Source organism: Enterobacter sp. YSU (assembly GCF_016082135.1).
Lineage (GTDB): Bacteria > Pseudomonadota > Gammaproteobacteria > Enterobacterales > Enterobacteriaceae > Enterobacter > Enterobacter hormaechei_C.
Map to the genome: position 1 here is coordinate 3,036,590 of NZ_CP059487.1, position 24,506 is coordinate 3,061,095.

26 protein-coding genes are annotated in these 24,506 nt (G+C 57.1%); 19 read left to right on the plus strand and 7 right to left on the minus strand.

Annotated elements, in window-relative coordinates:
* Positions 1 to 51: 51 nt before the first annotated feature.
* From qseE to glnB, 4 genes are all read left to right on the plus strand, one after another.
* Positions 52 to 1,485: a two component system sensor histidine kinase QseE/GlrK gene (qseE, locus tag H2Z33_RS14775; RefSeq protein ID WP_003860691.1), complete on the plus strand. Its 1,434-nt coding sequence runs from the start codon at positions 52 to 54 to the stop codon at positions 1,483 to 1,485.
* Positions 1,482 to 2,234 carry a two-component system QseEF-associated lipoprotein QseG gene (gene qseG / locus H2Z33_RS14780; protein ID WP_047062469.1) on the plus strand — a complete coding sequence of 251 codons (753 nt, stop codon included), beginning with the start codon at positions 1,482 to 1,484 and terminating at the stop codon, positions 2,232 to 2,234. Before qseE ends, qseG begins: the two co-directional genes overlap by 4 nt.
* The gene (gene glrR, locus H2Z33_RS14785; protein WP_015572150.1) at positions 2,231 to 3,568 is read left to right on the plus strand and encodes a two-component system response regulator GlrR; all 1,338 of its coding nucleotides are present in this window, start codon (positions 2,231 to 2,233) and stop codon (positions 3,566 to 3,568) included. The genes qseG and glrR overlap by 4 nt, the downstream gene beginning before the upstream one ends.
* An 80-nt stretch (positions 3,569 to 3,648) precedes the next feature.
* The gene (gene glnB, locus H2Z33_RS14790) at positions 3,649 to 3,987 is read left to right on the plus strand and encodes a nitrogen regulatory protein P-II (RefSeq protein WP_003860685.1); all 339 of its coding nucleotides are present in this window, start codon (positions 3,649 to 3,651) and stop codon (positions 3,985 to 3,987) included.
* A gap of 80 nt (positions 3,988 to 4,067) precedes the next feature.
* Here glnB and hmpA read toward each other — a convergent pair whose 3' ends face one another.
* Entirely contained in the window at positions 4,068 to 5,258 is a 1,191-nt protein-coding gene (hmpA, locus tag H2Z33_RS14795; protein ID WP_017383546.1) for an NO-inducible flavohemoprotein, read from the minus strand.
* Positions 5,259 to 5,562: 304 nt separating this feature from the next.
* Here hmpA and glyA point away from each other — a divergent pair, with 304 nt between their 5' ends.
* On the plus strand, positions 5,563 to 6,816 hold the full coding sequence (gene glyA / locus H2Z33_RS14800) for a serine hydroxymethyltransferase (RefSeq protein ID WP_003860678.1): 1,254 nt from the start codon (positions 5,563 to 5,565) through the stop codon (positions 6,814 to 6,816).
* A 53-nt stretch (positions 6,817 to 6,869) separates the two neighbouring features.
* Here glyA and H2Z33_RS14805 read toward each other — a convergent pair whose 3' ends face one another.
* Positions 6,870 to 7,292 (minus strand): DoxX family protein, encoded by a 423-nt coding sequence (locus H2Z33_RS14805; RefSeq protein WP_015572152.1) that lies wholly within the window; start codon positions 7,290 to 7,292, stop codon positions 6,870 to 6,872.
* A 172-nt stretch (positions 7,293 to 7,464) separates the two neighbouring features.
* Between H2Z33_RS14805 and H2Z33_RS14810 the strand changes: the two genes are divergently transcribed.
* The gene (locus H2Z33_RS14810; RefSeq protein ID WP_032669382.1) at positions 7,465 to 8,604 is read left to right on the plus strand and encodes a 3-phenylpropionate MFS transporter; all 1,140 of its coding nucleotides are present in this window, start codon (positions 7,465 to 7,467) and stop codon (positions 8,602 to 8,604) included.
* Here H2Z33_RS14810 and csiE read toward each other — a convergent pair whose 3' ends face one another.
* Positions 8,605 to 9,882 (minus strand): stationary phase inducible protein CsiE, encoded by a 1,278-nt coding sequence (gene csiE, locus H2Z33_RS14815; protein ID WP_015572154.1) that lies wholly within the window; start codon positions 9,880 to 9,882, stop codon positions 8,605 to 8,607. It lies immediately after the preceding gene.
* A 125-nt stretch (positions 9,883 to 10,007) separates the two neighbouring features.
* On the opposite strand from csiE, the gene H2Z33_RS14820 reads away from it, so the two are divergent.
* Both H2Z33_RS14820 and H2Z33_RS14825 read left to right on the plus strand, forming a co-directional pair.
* A complete protein-coding gene (locus H2Z33_RS14820; RefSeq protein WP_048973745.1) occupies positions 10,008 to 10,646 on the plus strand; it encodes a DUF1007 family protein in 639 nt (212 codons plus the stop codon).
* Positions 10,637 to 11,617, plus strand: a complete 981-nt coding sequence (locus tag H2Z33_RS14825; RefSeq protein ID WP_032669384.1) for a nickel/cobalt transporter — start codon at positions 10,637 to 10,639, stop codon at positions 11,615 to 11,617. Before H2Z33_RS14820 ends, H2Z33_RS14825 begins: the two co-directional genes overlap by 10 nt.
* Positions 11,618 to 11,678: 61 nt before the next feature.
* On the opposite strand, the gene suhB is transcribed toward H2Z33_RS14825, so the two are convergent.
* Positions 11,679 to 12,482 carry an inositol-1-monophosphatase gene (gene suhB / locus H2Z33_RS14830; RefSeq protein ID WP_003860668.1) on the minus strand — a complete coding sequence of 268 codons (804 nt, stop codon included), beginning with the start codon at positions 12,480 to 12,482 and terminating at the stop codon, positions 11,679 to 11,681.
* A 132-nt stretch (positions 12,483 to 12,614) separates the two neighbouring features.
* Here suhB and trmJ point away from each other — a divergent pair, with 132 nt between their 5' ends.
* The 11 genes from trmJ (at position 12,615) to sseB (ending at position 21,409) form a co-directional block, all read left to right on the plus strand.
* Entirely contained in the window at positions 12,615 to 13,340 is a 726-nt protein-coding gene (trmJ, locus tag H2Z33_RS14835; RefSeq protein WP_015572157.1) for a tRNA (cytosine(32)/uridine(32)-2'-O)-methyltransferase TrmJ, read from the plus strand.
* A 233-nt stretch (positions 13,341 to 13,573) separates the two neighbouring features.
* Positions 13,574 to 14,065, plus strand: coding sequence for a Fe-S cluster assembly transcriptional regulator IscR (gene iscR / locus H2Z33_RS14840; protein ID WP_015572158.1), 492 nt, complete (start codon positions 13,574 to 13,576; stop codon positions 14,063 to 14,065).
* Between the two features lie 119 nt (positions 14,066 to 14,184).
* The gene (gene iscS / locus H2Z33_RS14845) at positions 14,185 to 15,399 is read left to right on the plus strand and encodes a cysteine desulfurase (protein ID WP_003860663.1); all 1,215 of its coding nucleotides are present in this window, start codon (positions 14,185 to 14,187) and stop codon (positions 15,397 to 15,399) included.
* A 24-nt stretch (positions 15,400 to 15,423) separates the two neighbouring features.
* Positions 15,424 to 15,810, plus strand: coding sequence for a Fe-S cluster assembly scaffold IscU (gene iscU / locus H2Z33_RS14850; protein WP_003860661.1), 387 nt, complete (start codon positions 15,424 to 15,426; stop codon positions 15,808 to 15,810).
* 13 nt (positions 15,811 to 15,823) lie between these two features.
* Positions 15,824 to 16,147, plus strand: a complete 324-nt coding sequence (gene iscA, locus H2Z33_RS14855; RefSeq protein ID WP_003860659.1) for an iron-sulfur cluster assembly protein IscA — start codon at positions 15,824 to 15,826, stop codon at positions 16,145 to 16,147.
* Positions 16,148 to 16,223: 76 nt separating this feature from the next.
* On the plus strand, positions 16,224 to 16,739 hold the full coding sequence (gene hscB / locus H2Z33_RS14860) for a co-chaperone HscB (RefSeq protein ID WP_003860657.1): 516 nt from the start codon (positions 16,224 to 16,226) through the stop codon (positions 16,737 to 16,739).
* A 14-nt stretch (positions 16,740 to 16,753) separates the two neighbouring features.
* On the plus strand, positions 16,754 to 18,604 hold the full coding sequence (gene hscA, locus H2Z33_RS14865; protein ID WP_032654486.1) for a Fe-S protein assembly chaperone HscA: 1,851 nt from the start codon (positions 16,754 to 16,756) through the stop codon (positions 18,602 to 18,604).
* A gap of 1 nt (position 18,605) precedes the next feature.
* Complete coding sequence (gene fdx / locus H2Z33_RS14870) at positions 18,606 to 18,941, plus strand: ISC system 2Fe-2S type ferredoxin (RefSeq protein ID WP_003860652.1); 336 nt, start codon at positions 18,606 to 18,608, stop codon at positions 18,939 to 18,941.
* A gap of 1 nt (position 18,942) precedes the next feature.
* The gene (iscX, locus tag H2Z33_RS14875) at positions 18,943 to 19,143 is read left to right on the plus strand and encodes a Fe-S cluster assembly protein IscX (RefSeq protein ID WP_003860650.1); all 201 of its coding nucleotides are present in this window, start codon (positions 18,943 to 18,945) and stop codon (positions 19,141 to 19,143) included.
* Positions 19,144 to 19,204: 61 nt separating this feature from the next.
* The gene (gene pepB, locus H2Z33_RS14880; RefSeq protein WP_032654483.1) at positions 19,205 to 20,491 is read left to right on the plus strand and encodes an aminopeptidase PepB; all 1,287 of its coding nucleotides are present in this window, start codon (positions 19,205 to 19,207) and stop codon (positions 20,489 to 20,491) included.
* 141 nt (positions 20,492 to 20,632) lie between these two features.
* Complete coding sequence (gene sseB / locus H2Z33_RS14885) at positions 20,633 to 21,409, plus strand: enhanced serine sensitivity protein SseB (protein WP_023325069.1); 777 nt, start codon at positions 20,633 to 20,635, stop codon at positions 21,407 to 21,409.
* Between the two features lie 17 nt (positions 21,410 to 21,426).
* Here sseB and H2Z33_RS14890 read toward each other — a convergent pair whose 3' ends face one another.
* The 3 genes from H2Z33_RS14890 to H2Z33_RS14900 form a co-directional block, all read right to left on the minus strand.
* Positions 21,427 to 22,197, minus strand: coding sequence for a MurR/RpiR family transcriptional regulator (locus H2Z33_RS14890; RefSeq protein WP_015572161.1), 771 nt, complete (start codon positions 22,195 to 22,197; stop codon positions 21,427 to 21,429).
* On the minus strand, positions 22,197 to 23,042 hold the full coding sequence (gene sseA / locus H2Z33_RS14895) for a 3-mercaptopyruvate sulfurtransferase (protein WP_017383536.1): 846 nt from the start codon (positions 23,040 to 23,042) through the stop codon (positions 22,197 to 22,199). The genes H2Z33_RS14890 and sseA overlap by 1 nt, the downstream gene beginning before the upstream one ends.
* Positions 23,043 to 23,131: 89 nt before the next feature.
* Positions 23,132 to 24,499 (minus strand): 6-phospho-alpha-glucosidase, encoded by a 1,368-nt coding sequence (locus H2Z33_RS14900; protein WP_063134575.1) that lies wholly within the window; start codon positions 24,497 to 24,499, stop codon positions 23,132 to 23,134.
* Positions 24,500 to 24,506 lie beyond the last annotated feature (7 nt).

Sequence of the window (24,506 nt, forward strand, 5' to 3'; positions counted from 1 at the left end):
AGGGCAGACTCAGTTACGCTCTCCTCAAACCCGGATGATGAGAGTAATGTGTTGAAACGCTGGCCCGCTTTCCCTCGCTCCCTGCGACAGCTCGTTATGATGGCCTTCCTGCTGATCCTGCTACCTTTGCTGGTTCTGGCGTGGCAGGCATGGCAAAGCCTGAATGCGTTAAGTGCCCAGGCGGCCCTGACTAACCGCACCACGCTTATTGATGCCCGCCGTAGCGAGGCAATGACCAACGCCGCGCTGGAGATGGAGCGTAGCTATCGCCAGTACTGCGTGCTGGACGACCGCACGCTGGAGAGGGTCTATCAGAACCAGCGTAAACGCTACAGCGAAATGCTGGATGCCCATGCCGGGGTCTTGCCGGATGACAAACTCTATCAGGCGCTGCGTCAGGATCTGAACGATCTGGCGCAGCTCCAGTGCAAAAACAGCGGTCCTGATGCCGCCGCCGCCGCCCGACTTGAAGCCTTCGCGAACGCCAATACGGAGATGGTGCAGTCCACCCGTACGGTTATCTTTTCCCGTGGCCAGCAACTCCAGCAGGAGATTGCCGAGCGCGGCCAGTTCTTCGGCTGGCAGGCGCTGGTGCTGTTCCTCGTCAGCCTTGGGCTGGTACTGCTCTTTACCCGCATGATTATCGGCCCCGTAAAGGGGATCCAGCGGATGATTAACCGCCTGGGGGAGGGCAAATCTCTCGGGGATACGGTTGTTTTTAAAGGCCCGCGCGAGCTGCGCTCGGTCGGTCAGCGTATCATCTGGCTTTCTGAACGCCTGGCGTGGCTGGAATCGCAGCGTCATCAGTTCCTGCGCCATATCTCACACGAACTCAAAACACCGCTGGCCAGTATGCGTGAAGGCACGGAGCTGCTGGCAGACGAAGTAGCGGGGCCGTTAACCCCTGAGCAAAAAGAGATCGTGGCGATTCTGGATGCCAGTAGCCGCAATTTACAAAAACTTATTGAACAACTGCTGGACTATAACCGCAAGCTGGCGGATGGTGCTGTGGTGCTTGAAAGCGTTGAGATTGAACCGCTGGTGGACATGGTGATCTCCGCCCATAGCCTGCCAGCAAGAGCTAAAATGATGCATACCCAGGTGGATCTCAATGCACCTTCCTGCCTGGCAGAGCCGATGTTGTTAATGAGCGTACTGGATAATCTTTATTCCAATGCGGTGCACTATGGTACTGAATCCGGTACCATTTATATCAGAAGCAATAACAACGGTTCGCGGGTATTTATTGACGTAGCGAATACGGGAAGCCCGATTCCGGATGATGAAAAAACGATGATCTTTGAGCCCTTCTTCCAGGGGAGTCATCAGCGAAAAGGTGCGGTAAAAGGAAGTGGTCTGGGGCTGAGTATTGCCCGCGACTGCATACGACGCATGCAGGGTGAGCTTAACATCGTGAGTGATGAACGCGCCGATGTCTGTTTTCGTATCGAACTGCCTCTTGAGCCGGAAAAATCAATGAAATGAATAACAACCTGGTGAGTATGTCACACGTCTTTTACCGCGCACTGCGCGCGGTGTTTTCCAGCAAAAATGTGCGCCTGAGCCTGCCCTGCTTACTGCTGGCCGGCTGTGTAACCCATGCGCCGAAAAGTGCAATTAGCCACAAACAGGAAGATAAATGGCCGCAAAAACAGCTGGCCGATTTCCTTTCAACACGTTGCGATGATATCTGGAACCTGTCGGGGCGTGATGTTGAATCCAATCCGCTGTTCTGGCTGCGCGGAATAGACTGCGCCCAGCGGCTGGCGCCCGCCGAGGCCCGTGCCCATGCGGCGATGCTGGTGGACGATACCTGGCAGGACGCGTTTAAACGTGGGATCGTGATGGCGGATGCCAGAATCACGCCTGTCGAACGCCGCGCCAACGTGACGCGGCTGGATACTTACGTGATCAATATTCCCCCGCAGGTGCGCCCGGTCTATCAGCTCTGGCGGGATGGACAAACCCTGCAATTACAGCTGTCTGAAGAGCGTTTCCGCTACAGTAAATTGCAGCAGTCGAGCGACAGCGAGCTTGATGCGCTTCGCCAGCAGCAGGAGTCGCTGCGCGAGCAGCTGGAAACCACCACCCGCAAGCTCGAAAATCTGACCGATATCGAAAGACAGCTCTCGACGCGTAAGCCGGCAGGCAGCTATCTGCCCGATGGGTCGAAAGGCAACTCTGCCACGACGCCAGACAGTGAGACGCCGAAACAAGAGGATGTGAAGCCATGACAAGCCGTAAACCTGCCCATCTGTTACTGGTGGATGACGATCCCGGGCTGTTAAAGCTGCTGGGAATGCGTCTGGTCAGCGAAGGCTACAGCGTGGTCACCGCTGAAAGCGGGCAGGAGGGGCTGAAAGTGCTCAGCCGCGAGAAAATCGATCTGGTGATCAGTGATTTGCGCATGGATGAAATGGATGGCCTGCAACTGTTCACGGAGATCCAGAAGCAGCAGCCCGGGATGCCGGTGATTATCCTCACCGCTCACGGATCTATTCCTGATGCGGTGGCCGCGACGCAGCAGGGGGTATTCAGCTTCCTCACCAAACCAGTGGATAAAGACGCCCTCTATAAAGCAATCGACAGCGCCCTTGAGCATGCGGCGCCATCCGGCGACGACGCCTGGCGTGAATCCATCGTGACGCGTAGCCCTGTGATGCTGCGCCTGCTGGAACAGGCGCGGATGGTGGCGCAATCCGACGTTAGCGTGCTGATCAACGGCCAGAGCGGGACCGGGAAAGAGATCCTGGCCCAGGCGATCCACAACGCCAGCCCGCGCAGTAAAAATGCCTTTATTGCCATCAACTGTGGCGCGCTGCCGGAACAGCTGCTTGAGTCTGAGCTCTTCGGCCATGCCCGCGGCGCCTTTACCGGCGCGGTGAGCAGCCGTGAAGGGCTGTTCCAGGCGGCTGAGGGGGGCACGCTGTTTCTTGATGAAATTGGCGATATGCCCGCGCCGTTGCAGGTCAAACTGCTGCGCGTGTTGCAGGAGCGAAAAGTGCGTCCGCTTGGCAGCAACCGCGATATCGATATCAACGTGCGTATTATTTCCGCTACCCATCGCGATTTACCCAAGGTGATGGCGCGCAACGAGTTCCGTGAAGATCTTTACTATCGACTGAATGTCGTCAACCTGAAAATCCCGGCGCTGGCCGAGCGTGCGGAAGATATCCCGCTGCTGGCAAATCACCTTTTGCGCCAGGCCGCTGACCGCCACAAACCATTCGTGCGCGCGTTCTCCACCGATGCGATGAAACGCCTGATGACCGCAAGCTGGCCGGGCAACGTACGCCAGCTGGTGAACGTGATTGAGCAGTGCGTGGCGCTGACTTCATCACCGGTGATCAGCGATGCGCTGGTGGAGCAGGCGCTCGAGGGGGAAAACACGGCCTTACCGACGTTTGCGGAAGCGCGAAACCAGTTCGAGCTGAACTATCTGCGCAAGCTGCTGCAAATCACCAAAGGCAACGTGACCCACGCGGCGCGCATGGCCGGGCGTAACCGTACCGAGTTTTATAAATTGCTCTCACGTCACGAGCTGGAAGCGAACGATTTTAAAGAGTAATACCGCAAAATTCGCCTGAATATGATACTGTGAGCAACCGATTACGAGGCTGCTTACTGGCAAGAGTTTAAGGACCCACCATGAAAAAGATTGATGCGATTATTAAACCTTTCAAACTGGATGATGTACGTGAAGCGCTGGCAGAAGTAGGCATCACCGGGATGACCGTAACTGAAGTGAAAGGTTTTGGTCGTCAGAAGGGCCACACCGAGCTATACCGTGGCGCAGAGTACATGGTGGACTTTCTGCCGAAAGTGAAAATCGAGATCGTGGTGAGCGATGATATCGTCGATACCTGTGTGGATACCATCATCCGCACGGCGCAGACCGGTAAAATTGGCGACGGGAAAATCTTCGTCTTTGACGTGGCGCGCGTGATCCGTATCCGTACCGGCGAAGAAGACGACGCGGCGATTTAACATTCTTGCCGGGTGGCGCTGCGCGTACCCGGCCTAAAAAACCCTTCGTAGGCCCGTGCAAGCGCAGCGCCGCCGGGCGATTACAGCACTTTATGCGGGCCGAAACATTCGTAATGAATGTTGTCTTTATTCACGCCCAGGTCTACCAGCTGCTTCGCGGCATACTGCATAAACGCTACTGGCCCACAAACGTAGAACTGCATCCCCGGTGCGCTGAACGCCCCTTCATGCTGCCCTAAATTCATCAGGCCTTCGCTGTCGAAACGAGCCGCTGCGCGGTCTGCCTCCGTCGGCAGGCGATACCAGGTATGCGCGGTGAAACGCGGCAGGGTCGCTCCGAGCGCTTTGACTTCATCCGCAAAGGCGTGCACATCACCGTTCTCCGCCGCGTGGAACCAGTTAACCTGCGCGCTGTGGTTTGCTTTCGCCAGCGTATCCAGCATCGCCAGCATTGGCGTCTGACCTACGCCTGCGGAGATCAACGTCACCGGGGTATTCGTTTCAACGGCCATAAAGAAATCGCCCGCCGGTGCCGCCAGATGGACCACGTCGCCCACGCTGGCTTCGTTATGCAGCCAGTTGGATACCTGACCGCCTTCCTCACGTTTAACCGCAATGCGATAGCCTTTGCCGTCTGGCTTGCGGGTCAGGGAATACTGGCGAATCTCCTGGTGCGGGAAGCCTTCAGGCTTCAGCCAGACGCCCAGATACTGGCCCGGCTGGTAATCGGCAACCGGCTGACCGTCCACTGGCTCAAACTCAAAGCTGGTGATCAGTGCGCTGCGCGGGGTTTTCTCAACGATGCGGAAGGCGCGCGTGCCTTCCCAGCCGCCATTCTTGCTGGCGTTTTCGCTGTAGATCTGCGCTTCACGGTTGATGAATACGTTTGCCAGCACGCCATAGGCCTTACCCCAGGCATCCAGCACTTCCTGGCCCGGGCTGAACATTTCGTCCAGGGTTGCCAGCAGGTGACTGCCGACGATGTTGTACTGCTCAGGTTTGATCTGGAAGCTCGTGTGCTTCTGGGCGATTTTTTCCACCGCAGGCAGCAGAGCCGGCAGGTTTTCGATGTTGCTGGCATAGGCGGCAATAGCGTTAAACAGCGCTTCGCGCTGATCGCCGTTACGCTGGTTGCTCATGTTGAAAATCTCTTTGAGCTCCGGGTTATGCGCGAACATGCGATCGTAGAAATGGGCGGTCAGTTTAGGACCCGTTTCAACCAGCAGGGGGATTGTGGCTTTCACGGTAGCGATGGTTTGGGCGTCGAGCATAGCAGCTTCCTTCTGATGTTACTTTAATGATGTATTTTAAATGCATCTTATAAAAATACCCATGCAATGTAAATGGTTCTTTGCATCGTGAAAAATATGCATCACAAAGCTGAAAAGAAATCCGTTGAAAATGGCGAGAGCTTTATTGCTCAAACCCTTGCGTGGCGTGGAGGTAAACGTTTGCGTAAAATCGTTTGTCAAGACCTGTTATCGCAGAACTATTCAGTTATACTGTTGCCCGTCGTCCAACAGGACTGCCTTTTCAGGCCAAAAATTTACTTGTTAGCTGAGTCAGGAGATGCGGATGTTAAAGCGTGAAATGAACATTGCCGATTATGATGCCGAACTGTGGCAGGCTATGGAGCAGGAAAAAGTACGTCAGGAAGAGCACATCGAACTGATCGCCTCCGAAAACTACACCAGCCCGCGCGTAATGCAGGCGCAGGGTTCTCAGCTGACCAACAAATATGCTGAAGGTTATCCGGGCAAGCGCTACTACGGCGGTTGCGAATACGTTGATATCGTTGAGCAGCTGGCGATTGACCGTGCGAAAGAACTCTTTGGCGCTGACTACGCGAACGTCCAGCCGCACTCTGGCTCTCAGGCTAACTTCGCTGTTTATACCGCGCTGTTGCAGCCGGGCGATACCGTTCTGGGTATGAACCTGGCGCAGGGCGGCCACCTGACTCACGGCTCCCCGGTTAACTTCTCTGGCAAACTGTACAACATCATCCCTTACGGTATTGATGAGTCCGGTAAAATTGACTACGAAGACATGGCGAAGCAGGCCAAAGAGCACAAGCCGAAGATGATCATCGGTGGTTTCTCTGCTTACTCCGGCATCGTTGACTGGGCAAAAATGCGTGAAATTGCTGACAGCATCGGCGCGTACCTGTTCGTCGACATGGCGCACGTTGCCGGTCTGATTGCGGCAGGCGTTTATCCGAACCCGGTTCCACATGCGCACGTTGTGACCACCACCACCCACAAAACCCTGGCGGGTCCACGCGGTGGCCTGATCCTGGCGAAAGGCGGTGACGAAGAGCTGTACAAAAAGCTGAACTCCGCAGTGTTCCCAAGCGCCCAGGGCGGCCCGCTGATGCACGTTATCGCCGCGAAAGCCGTCGCGCTGAAAGAAGCGATGGAGCCAGAGTTCAAGGTTTATCAGCAGCAGGTTGCTAAAAACGCCAAAGCGATGGTGGAAGTGTTCCTGAACCGTGGCTACAAAGTGGTCTCTGGCGGGACTGAAAACCACCTGTTCCTGCTGGACCTGGTTGATAAGAACCTGACCGGTAAAGAAGCTGACGCAGCCCTCGGCCGCGCCAACATTACCGTCAACAAAAACAGCGTGCCAAACGATCCGAAGAGCCCGTTCGTGACCTCCGGTATCCGTATCGGTTCTCCGGCAGTGACTCGCCGTGGCTTCAAAGAAGCGGAAGTGAAAGAGCTGGCGGGCTGGATGTGTGACGTTCTGGACAACATCAATGACGACGCGGTTATCGAGCGCGTTAAAGGTAAAGTTCTGGACATCTGCGCACGCTTCCCGGTGTACGCATAATTCTCTGCGTCGCAGAACTGAAAAAGGCCGCTCATGCGGCCTTTTTTTATGGGCTAACGTCGGTCGAGGGAGATGGCCCCCGGCCCGGTAATCGCCAGCAAAATAAAGCCGCCAGCGATACTCACATTTTTGTAGAAGTTAATCATATTTGGCAGAACCGCATCGCCCGTCATATCCCAGTAGTGGTGACCAATCACCGCCGTTCCCAGCGTATAGAAGACAAAGATCACCGCGAGGGGGCGGGTGAAAAAGCCCAGCACGATCAGAATCGCGGCGGGGACTTCCATCACCACCGCAACAATGGCGGCCAGCATGGGCATGGGGGCGCCGAGCGACGTCATATACTGAACGGTGCCGCTAAACCCCGTCAGCTTGGGATAACCGAAAATAATAAACAGGACCACAATAGCAATGCGGGCAATTAAAAGCAGGAAAGAACGAGAGGAGCCGAAATCGAAATAACGTAAGTTGTTCATGGCAAACGACCTCTTCAGGCGATGTTCTTTAAACGTAATACAATTTTGCCGCTCTCGCCATACGCCGACCGGCTGTCCATGATGTTAATTTATCGTTAATTTATAGCGCGCTAACGACTTGCTAAAGTCAGGGATTAACGCCAGACTATCGCCTCCATTTCGGGAGGGATTCATGGTCTTGCATTCCACGCGCTGGCTGGCGCTCAGCTATTTCACCTATTTCTTTAGTTACGGTATTTTTTTGCCTTTCTGGAGCGTCTGGCTCAAGGGAATTGGTCTGACGCCTGAGACCATTGGCATCCTGCTGGGCGCGGGGCTGGTGGCACGTTTCCTGGGTAGCCTGCTGATTGCGCCCCGCGTCAGCGATCCCTCCTTACTGATTAAAGCGGTGCGAATTCTGGCCCTGCTGACGCTGGTCTTTGCGGCCTGTTTCTGGGTCAGCCATCAGTTTGCCTGGCTGATGGTGGTAATGGTTGGCTTTAATCTGTTCTTCTCCCCGCTGGTGCCGCTGACGGATGCCCTGGCGAACACCTGGCAAAAGCAGATCACCATGGACTATGGCCGCGTGCGCCTGTGGGGATCGATTGCCTTCGTGATCGGCTCTGCGCTGGTCGGGAAACTGGTCAGCCTCTATGACTATCGTGCCATTCTGGCGCTGTTAACGCTCGGCATCGCCTCGATGCTGCTCGGTATGTTGCTGCGTCCGTCGGTAATGCCGCAGGGCGAAAGCCGCCATCAGGAGAGCGCCGGCTGGCCCGCCTGGCGCTCGCTGGTGGCGCAAAGCTGGCGTTTCCTGGCCTGCGTCTGTCTGCTCCAGGGGGCACATGCGGCCTATTACGGCTTCAGCGCCATCTACTGGCAGGGGGCGGGCTACTCGGCTTCTGCGGTAGGCTACCTGTGGTCGCTCGGCGTGGTAGCGGAGGTCATTATCTTCGCGCTGAGCCAAAAACTTTTCCGTCGTTTCGGGGCGCGTGACCTGCTGCTGCTTTCCGCCGTTTGCGGCGTGGTGCGCTGGGGCATCATGGGCTGGACGACGGAGCTGCCGTGGCTGATTGTGGCGCAAATTCTGCACTGCGGAACCTTCACCGTGTGCCATCTGGCGGCGATGCGCTACATCGCGGCGCGAGAGGGGGGGGACGTTATTCGTCTTCAGGCGGTCTATTCAGCGGTGGCGATGGGCGGCAGTATTGCGGTGATGACCGTATTTGCCGGTTTCCTCTATCAGCACCTGGGGCACGGTGTGTTCTGGGTGATGGCGCTGGTCGCTTTACCTGCCATCGTCATCCGCCCAAAGGTGGCTGCTCGCTCGTAACTATGATTCGAGCATAACGCGAATATGTTCCTGCTGCTGCGTGTTCAGGGCCTCAACGGCATGAATGAGCGGCGGCGAGAACAGCGGCAGGGCGGTTGGATAAGGCGTAATGACCAGCGCCGCCTCGCGGGGGGCGCCCTCCTTCTTAAACGCCTCCAGGCTAAGATAACGAATATTGAGCGGCAGCAGCGTCAGCTCGCGAAGCTGCTGCTCAATTAACGCTTCACAGGCTTTATCTTCCCCCGTTAACAGGACCACCTGTTTTTCATGCAGGTCGGTCTCCTGCATTAGCCAGGCACCAAAAATCACCGCCACCAGAGCCATCTCTTCACCGGAGAATCGCAGACCAAATTCGGCTTCCAGCTCAAACAGCGCCTCTTTAGTGGTGCGCAGCAGCCGGGGGTATAAACGGTGGATCTCTTCCGGCAGACTGTTGTCGATGCCGATGTCAAATAAGGAGCGGTCCAGCGCCTGAGCCAGATGAATATAAAGCTGATCGGTCAGCCCTTGCTCATCGCTGAAGTTCATCCCGGTTTGCGCCCGGAAACGGGCAATCATACGCACGATGGCGCGACGCAGGCGCTGATCCTGCTGGTGTTTATCCATCACCGGGTCGGGTGTGCGAAGCATCATAAACAGCAGTGCCAGGAACAGCTGTTCATCGCTGTGAGTTCCCTGCGGGACGCGCCGTTTCCAGTGGCGGACAATTTCCTGCGCCGTAAAGTATTCCCCTCGGGACTGCGTCCAGCTGCGCTGAACGGGCGAAAACTCTGGCGTATTGCCCAGATGATGCTGAATCAGACAATATTGCAGATAAAGCTGTAAAAACTGTACGTCGCGGGACTCAAACTGGCGCTGAAGCTTGCGCGCACAAAAGTTGATAAGCGCCCGAAGGTTCGCATCGTCATAAAGCGGGCGGGCAATGCCGTGCTGTTTAAGCGCGGTTTTTAAGGCAGGGGTAAACTGTTGGGCAACAAAATGTGGACACAGCCGAAGCGCCCTGCGCAGCCAGTGCAGCAGGCACAAACGTTGATTCAGGGCGGAACCCTCAATTCGGTAGCAGCCATCATGGTGCGTGACAATATCAAGCCGATGATAGCGCTGGATTTCATCGCGCGTCTCGGCTATATCTTGCCGTGCCATGACGTCGTCCACGCCGTTGGCAGCGATTATGCTCTGTGCGGTGATGGCAGCATCGGGCAGGTAAAGCATCAAAAGCACCTGGCAGCGGCGCTGCGAACTGGAAAGCACAGATGGAATTTCAAGCGTCGTCATCATCTGTCGGGTATCCAGTGTGAATGTTTGATAAGAATAGCTAAAGGATGGGCGCTGAAAAGCGCACCGGCAGGCCTTTCACTCAGGATTGCTGGCGAACATCACAGAATTTTTGACGTGAGGAACAGATGCAAATAGTTAAACAAAGCGCGGTAGCGTTATTTTTGGCGGTTTTCACTTTTGCCGCCGGCGCACATCCTCACAGTTTTATCAGCCTGAAAACCGAACTGGTGACGGACGGCACGCAGCTCAGCGGCCTGAAAATGCGCTGGACGATGGATGAAATCACCTCCGCCGACCTGCTGTACGATGCCGGAAACGCAAAGCCCGGCGATGAGATCTGGAAAAAGCTGGCGGCGGAAGTGATGGCCAACGTGCTGGGTCAGCACTACTTCACCGAGTTCTGGCACAACGGACAAAAGGTGAAATTTCTCAACCGTCCCACGGTGTACGGTATGACCCGCGACGGACATCAGGCGGTGCTGACCTTTATCCTTCCGCTGGCGCACCCTCAACCGCTGGCCGGGCAGAAGTACAGGTTTTCCACGTTTGACCCAACCTACTATGTCGATATGCGCTATGACAATGACAGCGACGTACGGCTGCCGGACGCGCTGCAAAAAAGCTGCAAAATTGCCGTGCACACCCCGAAACCCAGCGAAGAGATGCTGAACTTTGCCGTTTCTCTTGATAAAGAGGATGCGCCCCCCGAAGACATGGAGTTAGGTAAACAGTTTGCGCAGGAGGTGACGTTACAATGTCAGTGATCTCCTCTCCCGTCAGTAAGCCGCGTCGCTGGCTGCACCTCTGGCCTCTGGCGCTCTTTTTGTTGTTAGCGGTTGGCGGCGCGCTCTGGCTGTGGCAGGCATGGCCGCAGGTGATGATGAAAAGCATCCTCTGGCAGCGGGAAGTTAATCAGCAGATGAGCGGTCTGCTGAAAGCCGTGGCGGAAAATCCGACCAAAGCGGGCGGCGCTCTTCTGGCGTTCAGCTTTATCTATGGCGTGCTGCATGCCCTGGGACCGGGGCACGGCAAAATCGTCATCACGACCTGGCTTGCCACGCACCCGTCGAAGCTGAAATCGAGTATCGGCCTGACGCTGGCTTCTTCTTTACTTCAGGGCGGTGTGGCGATTGCGCTGGTCGTGGTCGTCCTTTCGCTGCTACAGCTGCCGGCCCGCCAGCTGCATATGAGCAGCTTCTGGCTGGAGAAGGGGAGTTACGCGCTGGTAGGCGTGCTGGGGCTGATCCTCTGCTGGCGGGCGCTGAAAAAATTGCGCGCGTTACTGCGAAAACCAAAATTCAAATCCTTTACACCGCATCACGTTCACCATGAAAACTGCGGGTGCGGGCATCAGCATCTGCCGACGCAGGAACAATTACAGAACGGTGAGGACTGGCGTGCGCGCCTGATGATTGTTCTCTCAATGGGGATGCGTCCATGCTCGGGCGCAATCATGGTGCTGTTGTTCAGCAAAGTGACAGGCGTATTTGGCTGGGGCATGCTCTCGGCGCTGGCGATGGCGGCGGGAACGTCTCTGACGATCTCTTCGTTAGCCCTGCTGGTGCACAGCTTCCGTCAGCTGGCGGTAAAACTCAGCGGCAATAAAACGCCGGTATTGTGGCGACAGGTTGGCTGGACGACTCTGGCGCTGGCGGGCGGGGTGATTCTGCTGGTGGCTGCGGTGACAATGTGGATGAGCGCGGTGCCGGTGGGAAGGGGGGTGCGGCCTTTCTAGCCGTATCTGAGGCGTGTTGTAGGCCCGGTAAGCGTGGCGCCACCGGGCTTAACAGACTGAATTAACGCTTCAGCGCATCGCTCAGTTCATCACGCATGTTTGCCAGCATGGCTTTAACAACGCGCGGGTTACCTGCAACGATGTTGCCGGTAGACATATAGTTATGGCCGCCGGTGAAGTCGCAAACAATCGCGCCAGCTTCACGAGCGATCAGCTCGCCCGCCGCGAAGTCCCACGGCTTCAGAGACAGCTCAAAGTAACCGTCAACGCGGCCGGTCGCGACGTAGGCCAGATCCAGTGCAGCAGAGCCGGTGCGACGGAAGTCCGCGCATTCGGTGAACAGCTTGCCCAGGATATTCATATAAGTGGTTGCGTGCTGCTTCGCCTTGAACGGGAAGCCGGTCGCCAGAATCGTGCCGTCCAGATCGCGTGCATTGCTGCAACGCAGACGGTAGCCGTTCAGCTGCGCGCCCTGACCGCGGGTCGCGGTGAACAGTTCGTTACGCATTGGATCGTAAACAACGGCGACTTCAGTACGGCCTTTGATGCGTACTGCGATAGACACAGAGAAGTGTGGCAGGCGTTTGACGAAGTTGGTGGTGCCATCCAGTGGATCGATAACCCATTGAACATCCTGATCGGTACCTTCATGTTCACCGCTTTCTTCGGTGATGATGGTGTGCTGCGGGTAAGATTTGCGGATCGTTTCGATAATAATCGCTTCTGCGGCTTTATCTACGTTCGTCACGAAATCATTGCTGCCTTTCTGGCTGGTTTCTACGGAGTCTGGGGTTTCGTAGTGTTTGGCAATTACATTACCCGCCTTGCGCGCTGCGCGCACGGCGATGGTCAGCATCGGATGCATCGGTCTCTCTCACTGGATGTTAAAGAACAGGAAAATCGGCGCAGAGTATAGCAGCGGGATCGGATTATGTCTCTCGTTTATGATAATATGCCCGAATATTCTTCAGACACTGAATCCAGACATTTAAAAATTATGCTGCAAAACATTCGAATCGTGCTGGTCGAAACATCGCACACCGGCAACATGGGCTCTGTGGCCCGCGCTATGAAAACCATGGGCTTAACGAACCTGTGGCTGGTGAATCCGCTGGTGAAACCAGACTCTCAGGCTATTGCTCTGGCGGCCGGCGCCAGCGACGTGATCGGGAATGCGCAGATCGTGGACACTCTGGATGAAGCCCTGGCCGGTTGCAGCCTGGTGGTGGGGACCAGCGCGCGCTCCCGTACGCTGCCCTGGCCGATGCTGGACCCGCGCGAATGCGGCCTGAAAAGCATCTCAGAAGCGGAACAGGCGCCGGTTGCGCTGGTGTTTGGCCGTGAACGCGTTGGCCTGACCAACGAGGAATTACAGAAGTGCCACTATCACGTGGCGATTGCCGCCAACCCGGAATACAGCTCGCTGAATCTGGCGATGGCGGTGCAGGTGATTGCCTATGAAGTGCGCATGGCATGGCTGGCGACGCAGGAGAAACCGGTCGAACCTAAAGAAGAGACGGCCTACCCGCTGGTGGACGACCTCGAGCGCTTCTACGGTCATCTGGAGCAGACGCTGCTCTCAACCGGCTTTATCCGTGAAGGCCACCCGGGCCAGGTGATGAACAAGCTGCGCCGTATGTTCACCCGCGCGCGTCCGGAAAGCCAGGAGCTGAACATCCTGCGCGGGATTCTGGCGTCGATTGAGCAGAAGAATAAAGAGTAGTGCAGTGTGTTCGCCGGGCGGCGCTGCGCTTACCCGGCCTACAAAGCCCGTAGGCCCGGTAAGCGCAGCGCCGCCGGGCAAAATACGGCACAGAAGGTTAAATACCTGACTAAAACAGTCAAGTAAATAGTTGACCAATTTAGTCAGGAATGTCAGACTTGGCCCTGCTATGCAACACCCCCATTTTACAATAAAAAACCCCGGGCAGGGGCGAGTTTGAGGTTAAGTAAGACATGAGACTGACATCTAAAGGGCGTTATGCCGTGACCGCGATGCTGGACGTTGCGCTCAACTCCGAAGCGGGCCCGGTTCCGTTGGCTGATATTTCTGAACGACAAGGGATCTCCCTCTCTTACCTGGAACAGCTGTTCTCCAGACTGCGTAAAAATGGACTGGTGTCCAGCGTTCGTGGCCCGGGCGGCGGTTATCTGCTGGGTAAAGACGCAGGCAGTATTGCGGTTGGCGAAGTGATTAGCGCCGTTGACGAATCCGTCGACGCGACCCGTTGCCAGGGTAAAGGCGGCTGCCAGGGCGGCGATAAGTGCCTGACCCACGCGCTGTGGCGCGATCTGAGCGACCGTCTGACCGGCTTCCTGAACAACATCACCCTGGGTGAACTGGTGAATAACCAGGAAGTTCTGGACGTGTCGGGTCGTCAGCAAAGCCATGAATCACAGCGCAGCACCCGTTCGCAGGACGCCATCGACGTTAAACTGCGCGCGTAATAAAAAGATAAGTATTTCAGAATCAGGCCGGGGCGTTAGCTCGCCCCGTGTACTCGGTCGTACATCCAGCCGGTTGCCTGATTCCTTGCATTGAAGCGATGTACGGAGTTTATAGAGCAATGAAATTACCGATTTATCTCGATTACTCCGCAACCACGCCGGTGGACCCGCGTGTTGCCGAGAAAATGATGCAGTGTCTGACCCTGGACGGAAACTTTGGTAACCCAGCTTCCCGTTCTCACCGTTTTGGCTGGCATGCTGAAGAGGCGGTTGATATCGCCCGTAATCAGATTGCTGACCTGGTTGGTGCCGATCCGCGTGAAATTGTTTTCACCTCTGGCGCGACCGAATCCGACAACCTGGCGATCAAAGGTGCTGCCAACTTTTATCAGAAAAAAGGCAAGCACATCATCACCAGCAAAACCGAACACAAAGCCGTGCTGGACACCTGCCGTCAGCTGGAGCGTGAAGGGTTCGAAGTGACTTACCTGGCGCCGCAGAGCAACGGGATCATCGACCTGAAAGAGCTCGAAGCGGCCATGCGTGATGACACCATTCTGGTTTCCATCATGCACGTTAACAACGAAATCGGCGTTGTGCAGGACATCGCAACCATCGGCGAAATGTGCCGTGCGCGCGGCATCATCTACCACGTGGATGCGACCCAGAGCGTGGGCAAACTGCCTATCGACCTGAGCCAGCTGAAAGTGGACCTGATGTCCTTCTCCGGTCACAAAATCTATGGTCCGAAAGGTATCGGCGCGCTGTACGTTCGTCGTAAGCCACGTATCCGCATCGAAGCACAGATGCACGGCGGTGGTCACGAGCGCGGCATGCGTTCCGGTACGCTGCCTGTTCACCAGATCGTGGGCATGGGCGAAGCGTATCGCATCGCGAAAGAAGAGATGGAAACCGAGATGGCACGCCTGCGTACGCTGCGTAACCGTCTGTGGGACGGCGTGAAAGATATGGAAGAAGTGTATCTGAACGGCGATCTCGAGCAGGGCGCGCCAAACATCCTCAACGTCAGCTTCAACTATGTTGAAGGTGAATCGCTGATCATGGCGCTGAAAGACCTGGCGGTTTCTTCCGGTTCTGCCTGTACGTCTGCAAGCCTGGAGCCATCCTACGTGCTGCGCGCGCTGGGTATGACTGACGAGCTGGCACACAGCTCTATCCGTTTCTCTTTAGGTCGTTTTACTACCGAAGAAGAGATTGACTACACCATCAAACTGGTTCGTAACTCCATTGGCCGTCTGCGCGACCTTTCTCCACTGTGGGAAATGTTCAAGCAGGGCGTGGATCTGAACAGCATTGAATGGTCACATCACTAATCGGTACATAAGGAGAATTCAATCATGGCATACAGCGAAAAAGTTATCGATCATTACGAGAACCCGCGCAACGTTGGCTCTTTTGACAACAGCGATGAATCTGTCGGTAGCGGCATGGTCGGTGCACCGGCATGTGGCGACGTGATGAAGTTGCAGATTAAAGTCAACAATGAAGGTATCATTGAAGACGCGCGCTTCAAGACCTACGGCTGCGGTTCAGCTATCGCGTCCAGCTCCCTGGTCACCGAATGGGTGAAGGGCAAGTCTCTGGACGAAGCACAGGCAATCAAGAACACGGATATTGCTGAAGAACTCGAACTGCCGCCGGTGAAAATTCACTGCTCAATTCTGGCAGAAGACGCGATCAAAGCCGCCATTGCGGATTACAAAAGCAAACGTGAAGCAAAATAATTGAGGTTTGAGTATGTCGATTACCCTTAGCGACAGCGCTGCCGCGCGAGTAAGCTCTTTTCTGGCGAACCGTGGTAAAGGCTTTGGCCTGCGACTGGGCGTACGTACCTCCGGCTGTTCTGGTATGGCTTACGTACTGGAGTTTGTTGACGAACCGGCGTCTGATGACACCGTGTTTGAAGACAAGGGCGTGAAGGTGGTGGTCGATGGCAAAAGCCTGCAATTCCTCAACGGCACTCAGCTGGACTTCGTAAAAGAAGGCCTGAACGAAGGGTTCAAATTCACGAATCCGAACGTCAAAGACGAGTGTGGTTGCGGCGAAAGCTTCCACGTTTAACCGCGCGTCATCCGAAACCCCACCGTGGCTTTGCTACGCGTGGGGTTTGTTCTAACAGGCTACCCCTGAGATTGTTATGGATTACTTCACTCTCTTCGGACTACCCGCTCAATACCCGATCGATCTCCAGGCGCTGACGGTCCGTTTTCAGGATCTCCAGCGTCAGTACCATCCGGATAAATTCGCCAGCGGGACGCAGGCAGAGCAGCTGGCTGCGGTATCACACTCCGCAACCATCAACCAGGCCTGGCAAACGCTGCGTCATCCGCTGGCGCGTGCAGAATATCTGCTCTCGCTCCACGGTTTCGATCTGGCGAGCGAACAGCATACCGTGCGCGACACCGCCTTTCTGATGGAACAGCTGGAGCTGCGCGAAGAGCTGGATGAAATTGAACAGGCTAAAGACGAAGCGCGCCTGGAAAGCTTTATCACGCGCGTAAAGGGCATGTTCGATACCCGCCATCAGCAGATGGTGGAGCAACTGAACAACGAGACCTGGGACGTGGCGGCAGACACTGTGCGCAAACTCCGTTTTCTCGATAAACTGCGAAGCAGTGCTGAACAACTCGAAGAAAAGCTGCTCGATTTTTAATTTCGGAAGCAATTATGGCCTTATTACAAATTAGTGAGCCAGGCTTAAGCGCCGCACCGCACCAGCGTCGTCTGGCGGTCGGTATTGACCTGGGCACCACCAATTCCCTCGTGGCGACCGTGCGCAGCGGCCAGGCGGAAACGCTGGCTGACGAGCAGGGCCGCCATCTGCTGCCTTCCGTGGTCCACTACCAGCAGCAGGGTCACGCGGTCGGGTTTGATGCCCGCACCAACGCCGCGCGCGATCCGGCCAACACCATCAGCTCGGTTAAGCGCATGATGGGCCGCTCGCTGGCTGATATCCAGACCCGTTACCCGCATCTGCCGTATCAGCTACAGGCCAGCGAAAACGGCCTGCCGATGATCGCGACGTCTGCCGGTCTGCTGAACCCGATTCGCGTTTCCGCTGACATCCTCAAAGCGCTGGCGGCGCGCGCCACGGCGACGCTCGGCGGCGATCTCGACGGCGTGGTAATCACCGTTCCGGCCTACTTCGACGATGCACAGCGTCAGGGCACCAAAGACGCCGCGCGTCTGGCGGGCCTGCATGTGCTGCGTCTGCTGAACGAACCGACGGCGGCGGCCATTGCCTACGGCCTCGATTCCGGTCAGGAAGGGGTGATTGCGGTTTACGATCTCGGCGGCGGGACGTTTGATATCTCAATCCTGCGCCTGAGCCGCGGCGTGTTCGAAGTGCTGGCGACCGGCGGGGATTCCGCGCTCGGCGGCGATGACTTCGACCATCTGCTGGCAGACTACATCCGCGAGCAGGCGGGCATCAGCGATCGCAGCGATGCGCGCGTACAGCGTGAACTGCTGGATGCGGCCATCGACGCCAAAATCGCCCTGAGCGACGCGCAATCGGTCACGGTTAACGTTGCGGGCTGGCAGGGTGAGATCACCCGCAATCAGTTCAGCGAACTGATCGCGCCTCTGGTTAAGCGTACCCTGCTGGCCTGCCGTCGCGCATTGAAAGATGCGGGCGTGGAGGCCAGCGAGGTGCTGGAAGTGGTCATGGTTGGCGGCTCAACCCGCGTGCCGCTGGTGCGCGAGCGCGTGGGCGAATTCTTTGGCCGCACGCCGCTGACCTCTATCGACCCGGACAAAGTGGTTGCCGTGGGCGCCGCTATCCAGGCCGATATCCTGGTCGGCAACAAGCCGGACAGCGAAATGCTGCTGCTGGACGTCATCCCGCTGTCTCTGGGTTTAGAAACCATGGGCGGCCTGGTGGAGAAAGTCATTCCGCGTAACACCACCATTCCGGTGGCGCGCGCGCAGGAGTTTACTACCTTCAAAGACGGCCAGACCGCGATGTCCATCCACGTGATGCAGGGCGAGCGCGAGCTGGTGCAGGACTGCCGCTCTCTGGCGCGCTTTGCGCTGCGCGGAATTCCGGCGCTGCCGGCGGGCGGGGCGCATATTCGCGTTACCTTCCAGGTGGATGCGGACGGCCTGCTGAGCGTCACGGCGATGGAAAAATCGACCGGCGTGGAATCGTCCATCCAGGTGAAGCCGTCCTACGGCCTGACCGATGGCGAAATCGCCTCCATGATTCAGGACTCAATGAGCTACGCCGAGCAGGATGTGAAGGCGCGTATGCTGGCCGAACAAAAAGTGGAAGCCGCACGCGTGCTGGAAAGCCTGAACGGCGCGCTCGCTGCCGATGCCGCGCTGTTAAGCGCCGCTGAGCGCCAGGTGATTGACGATGCTGCCGCGCGCTTAAGCGCAGTCGCCGAAGGCAATGACGCTGACGCAATAGAAGAAGCCATTAAAAACGTTGATAAACAAACCCAGGACTTCGCTGCTCGCCGCATGGACAAATCTGTCCGCGTCGCGCTGAAAGGCCAGTCCGTGGACGAGGTTTAATATGCCAAAAATTGTAATTTTGCCTCATGCGGATCTCTGTCCGGATGGCGCTGTTCTGGAAGCGAAGACCGGTGAAACCATTCTCGATGTAGCCCTGCGTGCAGGTATCGAAGTGGAACACGCCTGTGAAAAATCCTGTGCCTGCACAACGTGCCACTGCATCGTGCGTGAAGGTTTCGACTCTCTTGCAGAGAGCACCGAAGACGAAGACGACATGCTGGACAAAGCATGGGGTCTGGAGCCCGACAGCCGCTTAAGCTGCCAGGCCGCGGTGACCGATGAAGATCTGGTCGTGGAGTTCCCACGTTACACCATCAACCACGCACGCGAGCATTGATATGGGACTGAAGTGGACAGACAGCCGTGAAATCGGCGAGGCGCTCTACGACGCGAACCCGGATCTCGATCCGAAGACCGTACGATTCACCGATATGCATCAGTGGATTTGCGATCTGGAAGATTTTGACGACGATCCAAACGCATCCAATGAAAAAATTCTGGAGGCGATTCTGTTAGTCTGGTTAGATGAAGCAGAATAGATAACATAAACGGGCTGCCTTCAGGCGGCCCGTTTGCTAGTTGCTAATAAGGATAAATAAAATGACCGAAGCGATGAAGATTACGCTCTCCACGCAGCCAGCCGACGCACGCTGGGGCGAAAAAGCCACCTACAGCATCAACAACGACGGTATTACCCTGCACCTGACGGGCAATGATGATTTGGGCCTGATCCAGCGCGCCGCGCGTAAAATTGACGGCCTTGGCATTAAGCATGTGTCGCTGGAAGGCGAAAGCTGGGACACCGACCGCAGCTGGGCGTTCTGGGCAGGCTACAAAGGCCCGAAAGGCACCCGCAAAATCGAGTGGGCGAACCTCGACGAAGCCGGTCAGAAAGAGCTGGAAAGCCGCCTGCAAATCATCGACTGGGTGCGCGACACCATCAACGCCCCGGCGGAAGAGTTAGGCCCTGAGCAGCTGGCGCAGCGCGCGGTTGACCTGCTGTGCGGCGTAGCGGGCGACAAGATGTCTTACCGCATCACCAAAGGTGAAGACCTGCGCGAGCAAAACTACATGGGCATTCACACCGTGGGCCGTGGCTCCGAGCGTCCTCCGGTCCTGCTGGCGCTGGATTACAACCCAACCGGCGATAAAGAAGCGCCGGTCTTTGCCTGTCTGGTCGGAAAAGGCATCACTTTCGACACCGGCGGCTACAGCCTGAAGCAGAGCGCGTTTATGGATTCCATGAAGTCCGACATGGGCGGTGCGGCCACCATTACCGGCGCGCTGGCGTTCGCCATCACCCGTGGCCTGAACAAGCGCGTGAAGCTCTACCTGTGCTGCGCGGACAACATGGTGAGCGGCAACGCCTTCAAGCTGGGCGACATCATTCGCTACCGCAACGGTAAAAACGTTGAGGTGATGAACACCGACGCCGAAGGCCGTCTGGTGCTGGCCGATGGCCTGATCGACGCCTCTGCGCAGAAGCCGGAGCTGATTATCGACATGGCAACCCTGACCGGCGCGGCGAAAACGGCGCTGGGTAACGACTATCACGCCCTGTTCAGCTTCGACGACAAGCTGGCCGCTCGCCTGCTGGCCAGCGCGGCGGCGGAAAACGAACCGTTCTGGCGTCTGCCGCTGGCCGAGTTCCACCGCAGCCAGCTGCCGTCCAACTTCGCCGAGCTGAACAACACCGCGAGCGCGGCGTACCCGGCGGGGGCAAGCACCGCAGCAGGCTTCCTGTCTCACTTCGTTGAGAACTACCATGAAGGCTGGCTGCACATTGACTGCTCCGCAACCTACCGTAAAGCGGCGGTTGAGCAGTGGTCTGCGGGTGCGACCGGTCTGGGCGTGCGTACCGTGGCGAACCTGCTGACGGCTGAGTGATCTTTTTTGCCGGGTAGCGCTACGCTTACGCGCGCCTTCGGAGTCATCGTATTGCCCGGCGGCGCTGCGCTTGCACGGGCCTACGGTTTTGTAGGCCGGGTCAGCGAAGCGCCACCCGGCGTTTTTTGAAGTAGCCAAACTATGTCAGAAACCAAAAACGAATTAGAAACCCTGCTGGAGCAGGCGGCGACCGAACCCGCCCACCGTCCGGCCTTTTTCCGCACGCTGCTGGAATCCACCGTCTGGGTGCCGGGCACCGCGGCGGAAGGGGAGCAGGTTGTCGAAGACAGCGCGCTGGATCTGCTGCACTGGGAGAAAGACGACGGCACCTCGGTGATCCCGTTCTTTACTTCGCTCGAGGCCTTGCAGGAAGCGGTAGAAGACGAACAGGCGTTCGTGGTGATGCCGGTGCGCACGTTGTTCGAAATGACCCTGGGGCAGACGCTGTTCCTCAACGCCAAACTGCCGACCGGGAAAGAGTTTACTCCGCGCGAAATCAGCCACCTGATTGGTGACGAGGGCAACCCGCTCAGCACTCAGGAGGTGCTGGAAGGGGGCGAAACGCTGCTGCTGTCTGAAGTGGCCGAGCCGCCCGCGCAGATGATTGACTCCCTGACCACGCTGTTTAAAACTATCAAGCCGGTAAAACGCGCGTTCCTCTGCTCCATCAAAGAGAGCGCTGACGAAAAACCTGTTCTGCTGATAGGGATTGAGGCCGACGGCGATATCGACGAGATCATCCAGGCGGCGGGAAGCGTAGCAACCGACACCCTGCCGGGCGATGAGCCGATTGATATCTGTCAGGTGAAGAAAGGTGAGAAGGGGATCAGCCACTTTATTACCGAGCACATCACCCCGTTCTACGAGCGTCGCTGGGGCGGCTTCCTGCGCGATCTCAAGACCAACCGCATTATCTGATTACGGCGGGGTGATCTTCACCCCGTTGCTTCAAGCAGCAGTAAATCCATCAGCAGCACCAGATTCGACTCAAACGACGTCACCCCTGCGGCTTCGGCGGCGAAATGTACCGCTTCGTCATAGAGGGCAAAATGCACGTCCGCCATACCCGCCAGCGTATTGGCCGACGCGCGGGTAAACGCGACGATGGTCATGCCGACGTTTTTGGCGATCCGCGCTTTATCCAGTACCTGCTCCGTTTCGCCGCTGCGCGAAACGGCAATAAACACCTGATAGCGCGCGGCGTTGCTGAGGAAAATATTCCGGCTGTCCCCCGGTCCGGAGATGAACGCCGTTTTTCCCAGCACCTGCAACTTCTTGGTCAGGTACTCGGCAAAAAGGTACGAAAACCCGGCGCCGTAGAGAAAGAAGCTCTCTTTCTGGCGCAGCAGGCTGGCAAACTGCTGGCGTTTGTCCTGAGTGACCCACTGGAAGGTCTGCTGATAGTTGGCAACGAACCGGGTAAAAAGCGCGGGCATTTCCGCATGTTGCTCAGGCTGTACGGTGATATGCGGCGTGTCAGAAAGCAGCTGCTTGCAGTGCCAGATAAACTCGCTAAAGCCGCTAAACCCCAGTTTCTGACACAGCCGCATAATCGTCGCGGTAGAGACAAATGTCGCCTGCGCCAGCTCGCGCACCGTGATGTTGCCCACCAGCAATGGATGCTCAGTGAGGTGGGCGAGGACGCGATACTCCGCGCGGGTCAGCGACGATCCGCGCGTTAACAGCGTTGCCAGGCGGTTATCCATTATTTCGCCGGTTCAACCGGCAGATCGTCCCGTGCACCCCATTCACTCCAGGCGCCGTCGTACAGAGTCACGTCATTCGCGCCAAGGGTTGCCAGCGCCAGGATCACCACGCAGGCCGTCACGCCGGAGCCGCAGCTGGCAATAACCGGACGATGCAAATCCACGCCCTGACGTTCAAAAATGGCACGCAATTCATCGGTGGTTTTCAGCTCGCCTTCAAACACCAGATCGCCCCACGGTACGTTCAGCGCCCCCGGGATATGTCCGCGTTTCAGTCCCGGACGCGGCTCGTCCGCTTCTGCGTTGAAACGTGGAGCGGGACGCGCATCGACGATTTGCGCCGTGTTTTCGTGGCTCACGACCAGCACATCGGTCAGGCGCTTGACCACGTTAGCGTCAAACGTGGCATCAAATTCCCCTTCCGGCAGCGTGACGTCACCCTGCTGAAGCGGTAGTTCGTCGCGCTTCCAGCCTGCAAGTCCGCCCGCCAGAATCGATACCTTTTCCACGCCGAAGTTTTTCAGCATCCACCACGCTCGCGGCGCGGAAAACAGATTACCTTCATCGTAAACAACAAGATGTTTATCTTTGCTGATGCCCAGCTCGCGCATCGCCACGGAAAACGCTTCCGGGCGAGGCAGCATGTGCGGCAGGGGAGAGGTGTGATCGGAGAGGGCTTCGATATCAAAAAATACCGCGCCAGGCAGGTGCCCTGCACGGTATTCAGCGGGAACGTCACGATGCTCCTGGCCCGGAGGGGCCATGCGCGCGTCGATAATCTGAACTTCCGGGTCGTCGCCGTGCTCAATCAGCCAGTCGGCAGCGACAAAATATGAGGTGGACATGGTTGCCTCCATTCTTTTCCGTAAAAAAGGATTGTCGGTGTTTTTTCTGACACCGACAAGCTAACCACGTTCAACTCGCGAGCAAGCCCCTATTTTTTCACCGCTTCACCGTCCTGCCAGGCCTTTTGCAGCGCAGGCCAGTAGTCGCGGTTGGCTTCGATCATCTCATCCAGAATCGCTTTCGCGTGCTCCATGGTCGGCACGGTGCGGTTCAGAGTGAACGCCTGCAACGCTTTCTCGTAGCTGCCTTCGATGGTTGCCTCAACCAGCAGCTGTTCAGAGGCCAGCTGCTGTTGCAGGAGCGTCTGGTGGAACAGCGGTACCTGACCCACGCGGACAGGCTCCGGCCCTTCGGAGGTGATATAGGCAGGCACTTCCACCACCGCATCGTACGGCAGGTTGGTAATCGCCCCGCGGTTTTCCACCATCACCAGATGGCGTTGGCGCAGGTTGAACGCCAGTGAGCAGGCGACATCGACGATAAATTCGCCGTGAACACCTACGTGGAAGGCGTCCGGTAAAATTCCGGTGCACTGGTACTCTTCGGCGGCGGCAAACAGCTTTTTCTCACGCCCGTTCATCACTTCGTTGGCGCGGGTATAGTCAGGGTTCTGATGCTCCACAATCTGGTTTGGCATCAGGTAGTACTGTAGATACGGGTTCGGCAGGTACTCCGGGAAGTTATCCATAATCGGCTTGATGTTGCGCCAGGTTTTCACCCACGACGGATCCGAGTGCTGCGGGTCGGTTTTCGCGGCATCTTCCGTCAGCAGGCCAAACTTCGCGATATGTTTACGCAGCTCCGGCAGCTTGTCCTCGCCGTCCACCCGCACGCGGGTAAACCAGCCGAAATGGTTGAGGCCAAAATAGTCCACCTCCAGTTTATGGCGATCCACGCCCAGAATGGCGCCCATATTGCGCATCGCGGCAACCGGCATATCGCAGATGTTCAGCACGCGTGCGTTGGGGCGCAGGCGACGCACGCCCTCAGCTACAATCGCCGCCGGGTTGGAGTAGTTCACGATCCACGCCTTTTCGTGCGCGTAGCGTTCCACCCGATCGATCAGCTCTACCATCGGCAGGATAGTACGCAGGCCATATGCCAGCCCGCCGGGTCCGCAGGTTTCCTGGCCGACCACCCCGTGGCGCAGCGGGATCTTTTCATCCTGCTCGCGCATTTTGTACTGTCCGACGCGCATCTGGGCAAAAACAAAATGCGCGCCGCTGAAGGCCACTTCCGGGTCGCTGGTGACGGTGAATTTGATGCTCTGGCTGTGGTCGCGAATAACCTTCTCCACCACGGGCGCAATGGTGTTCTGGCGCGCCTCGTCAATGTCATACAGGCGGATCTCTGCCAGAGGGAAATCATGCAGACGTACCATCAGGCTTTTCACAATACCTGGCGTGTAGGTGCTACCGCCGCCGGCAATCGACAGAATAAATGGGGGTGTAAACATCTTTAGC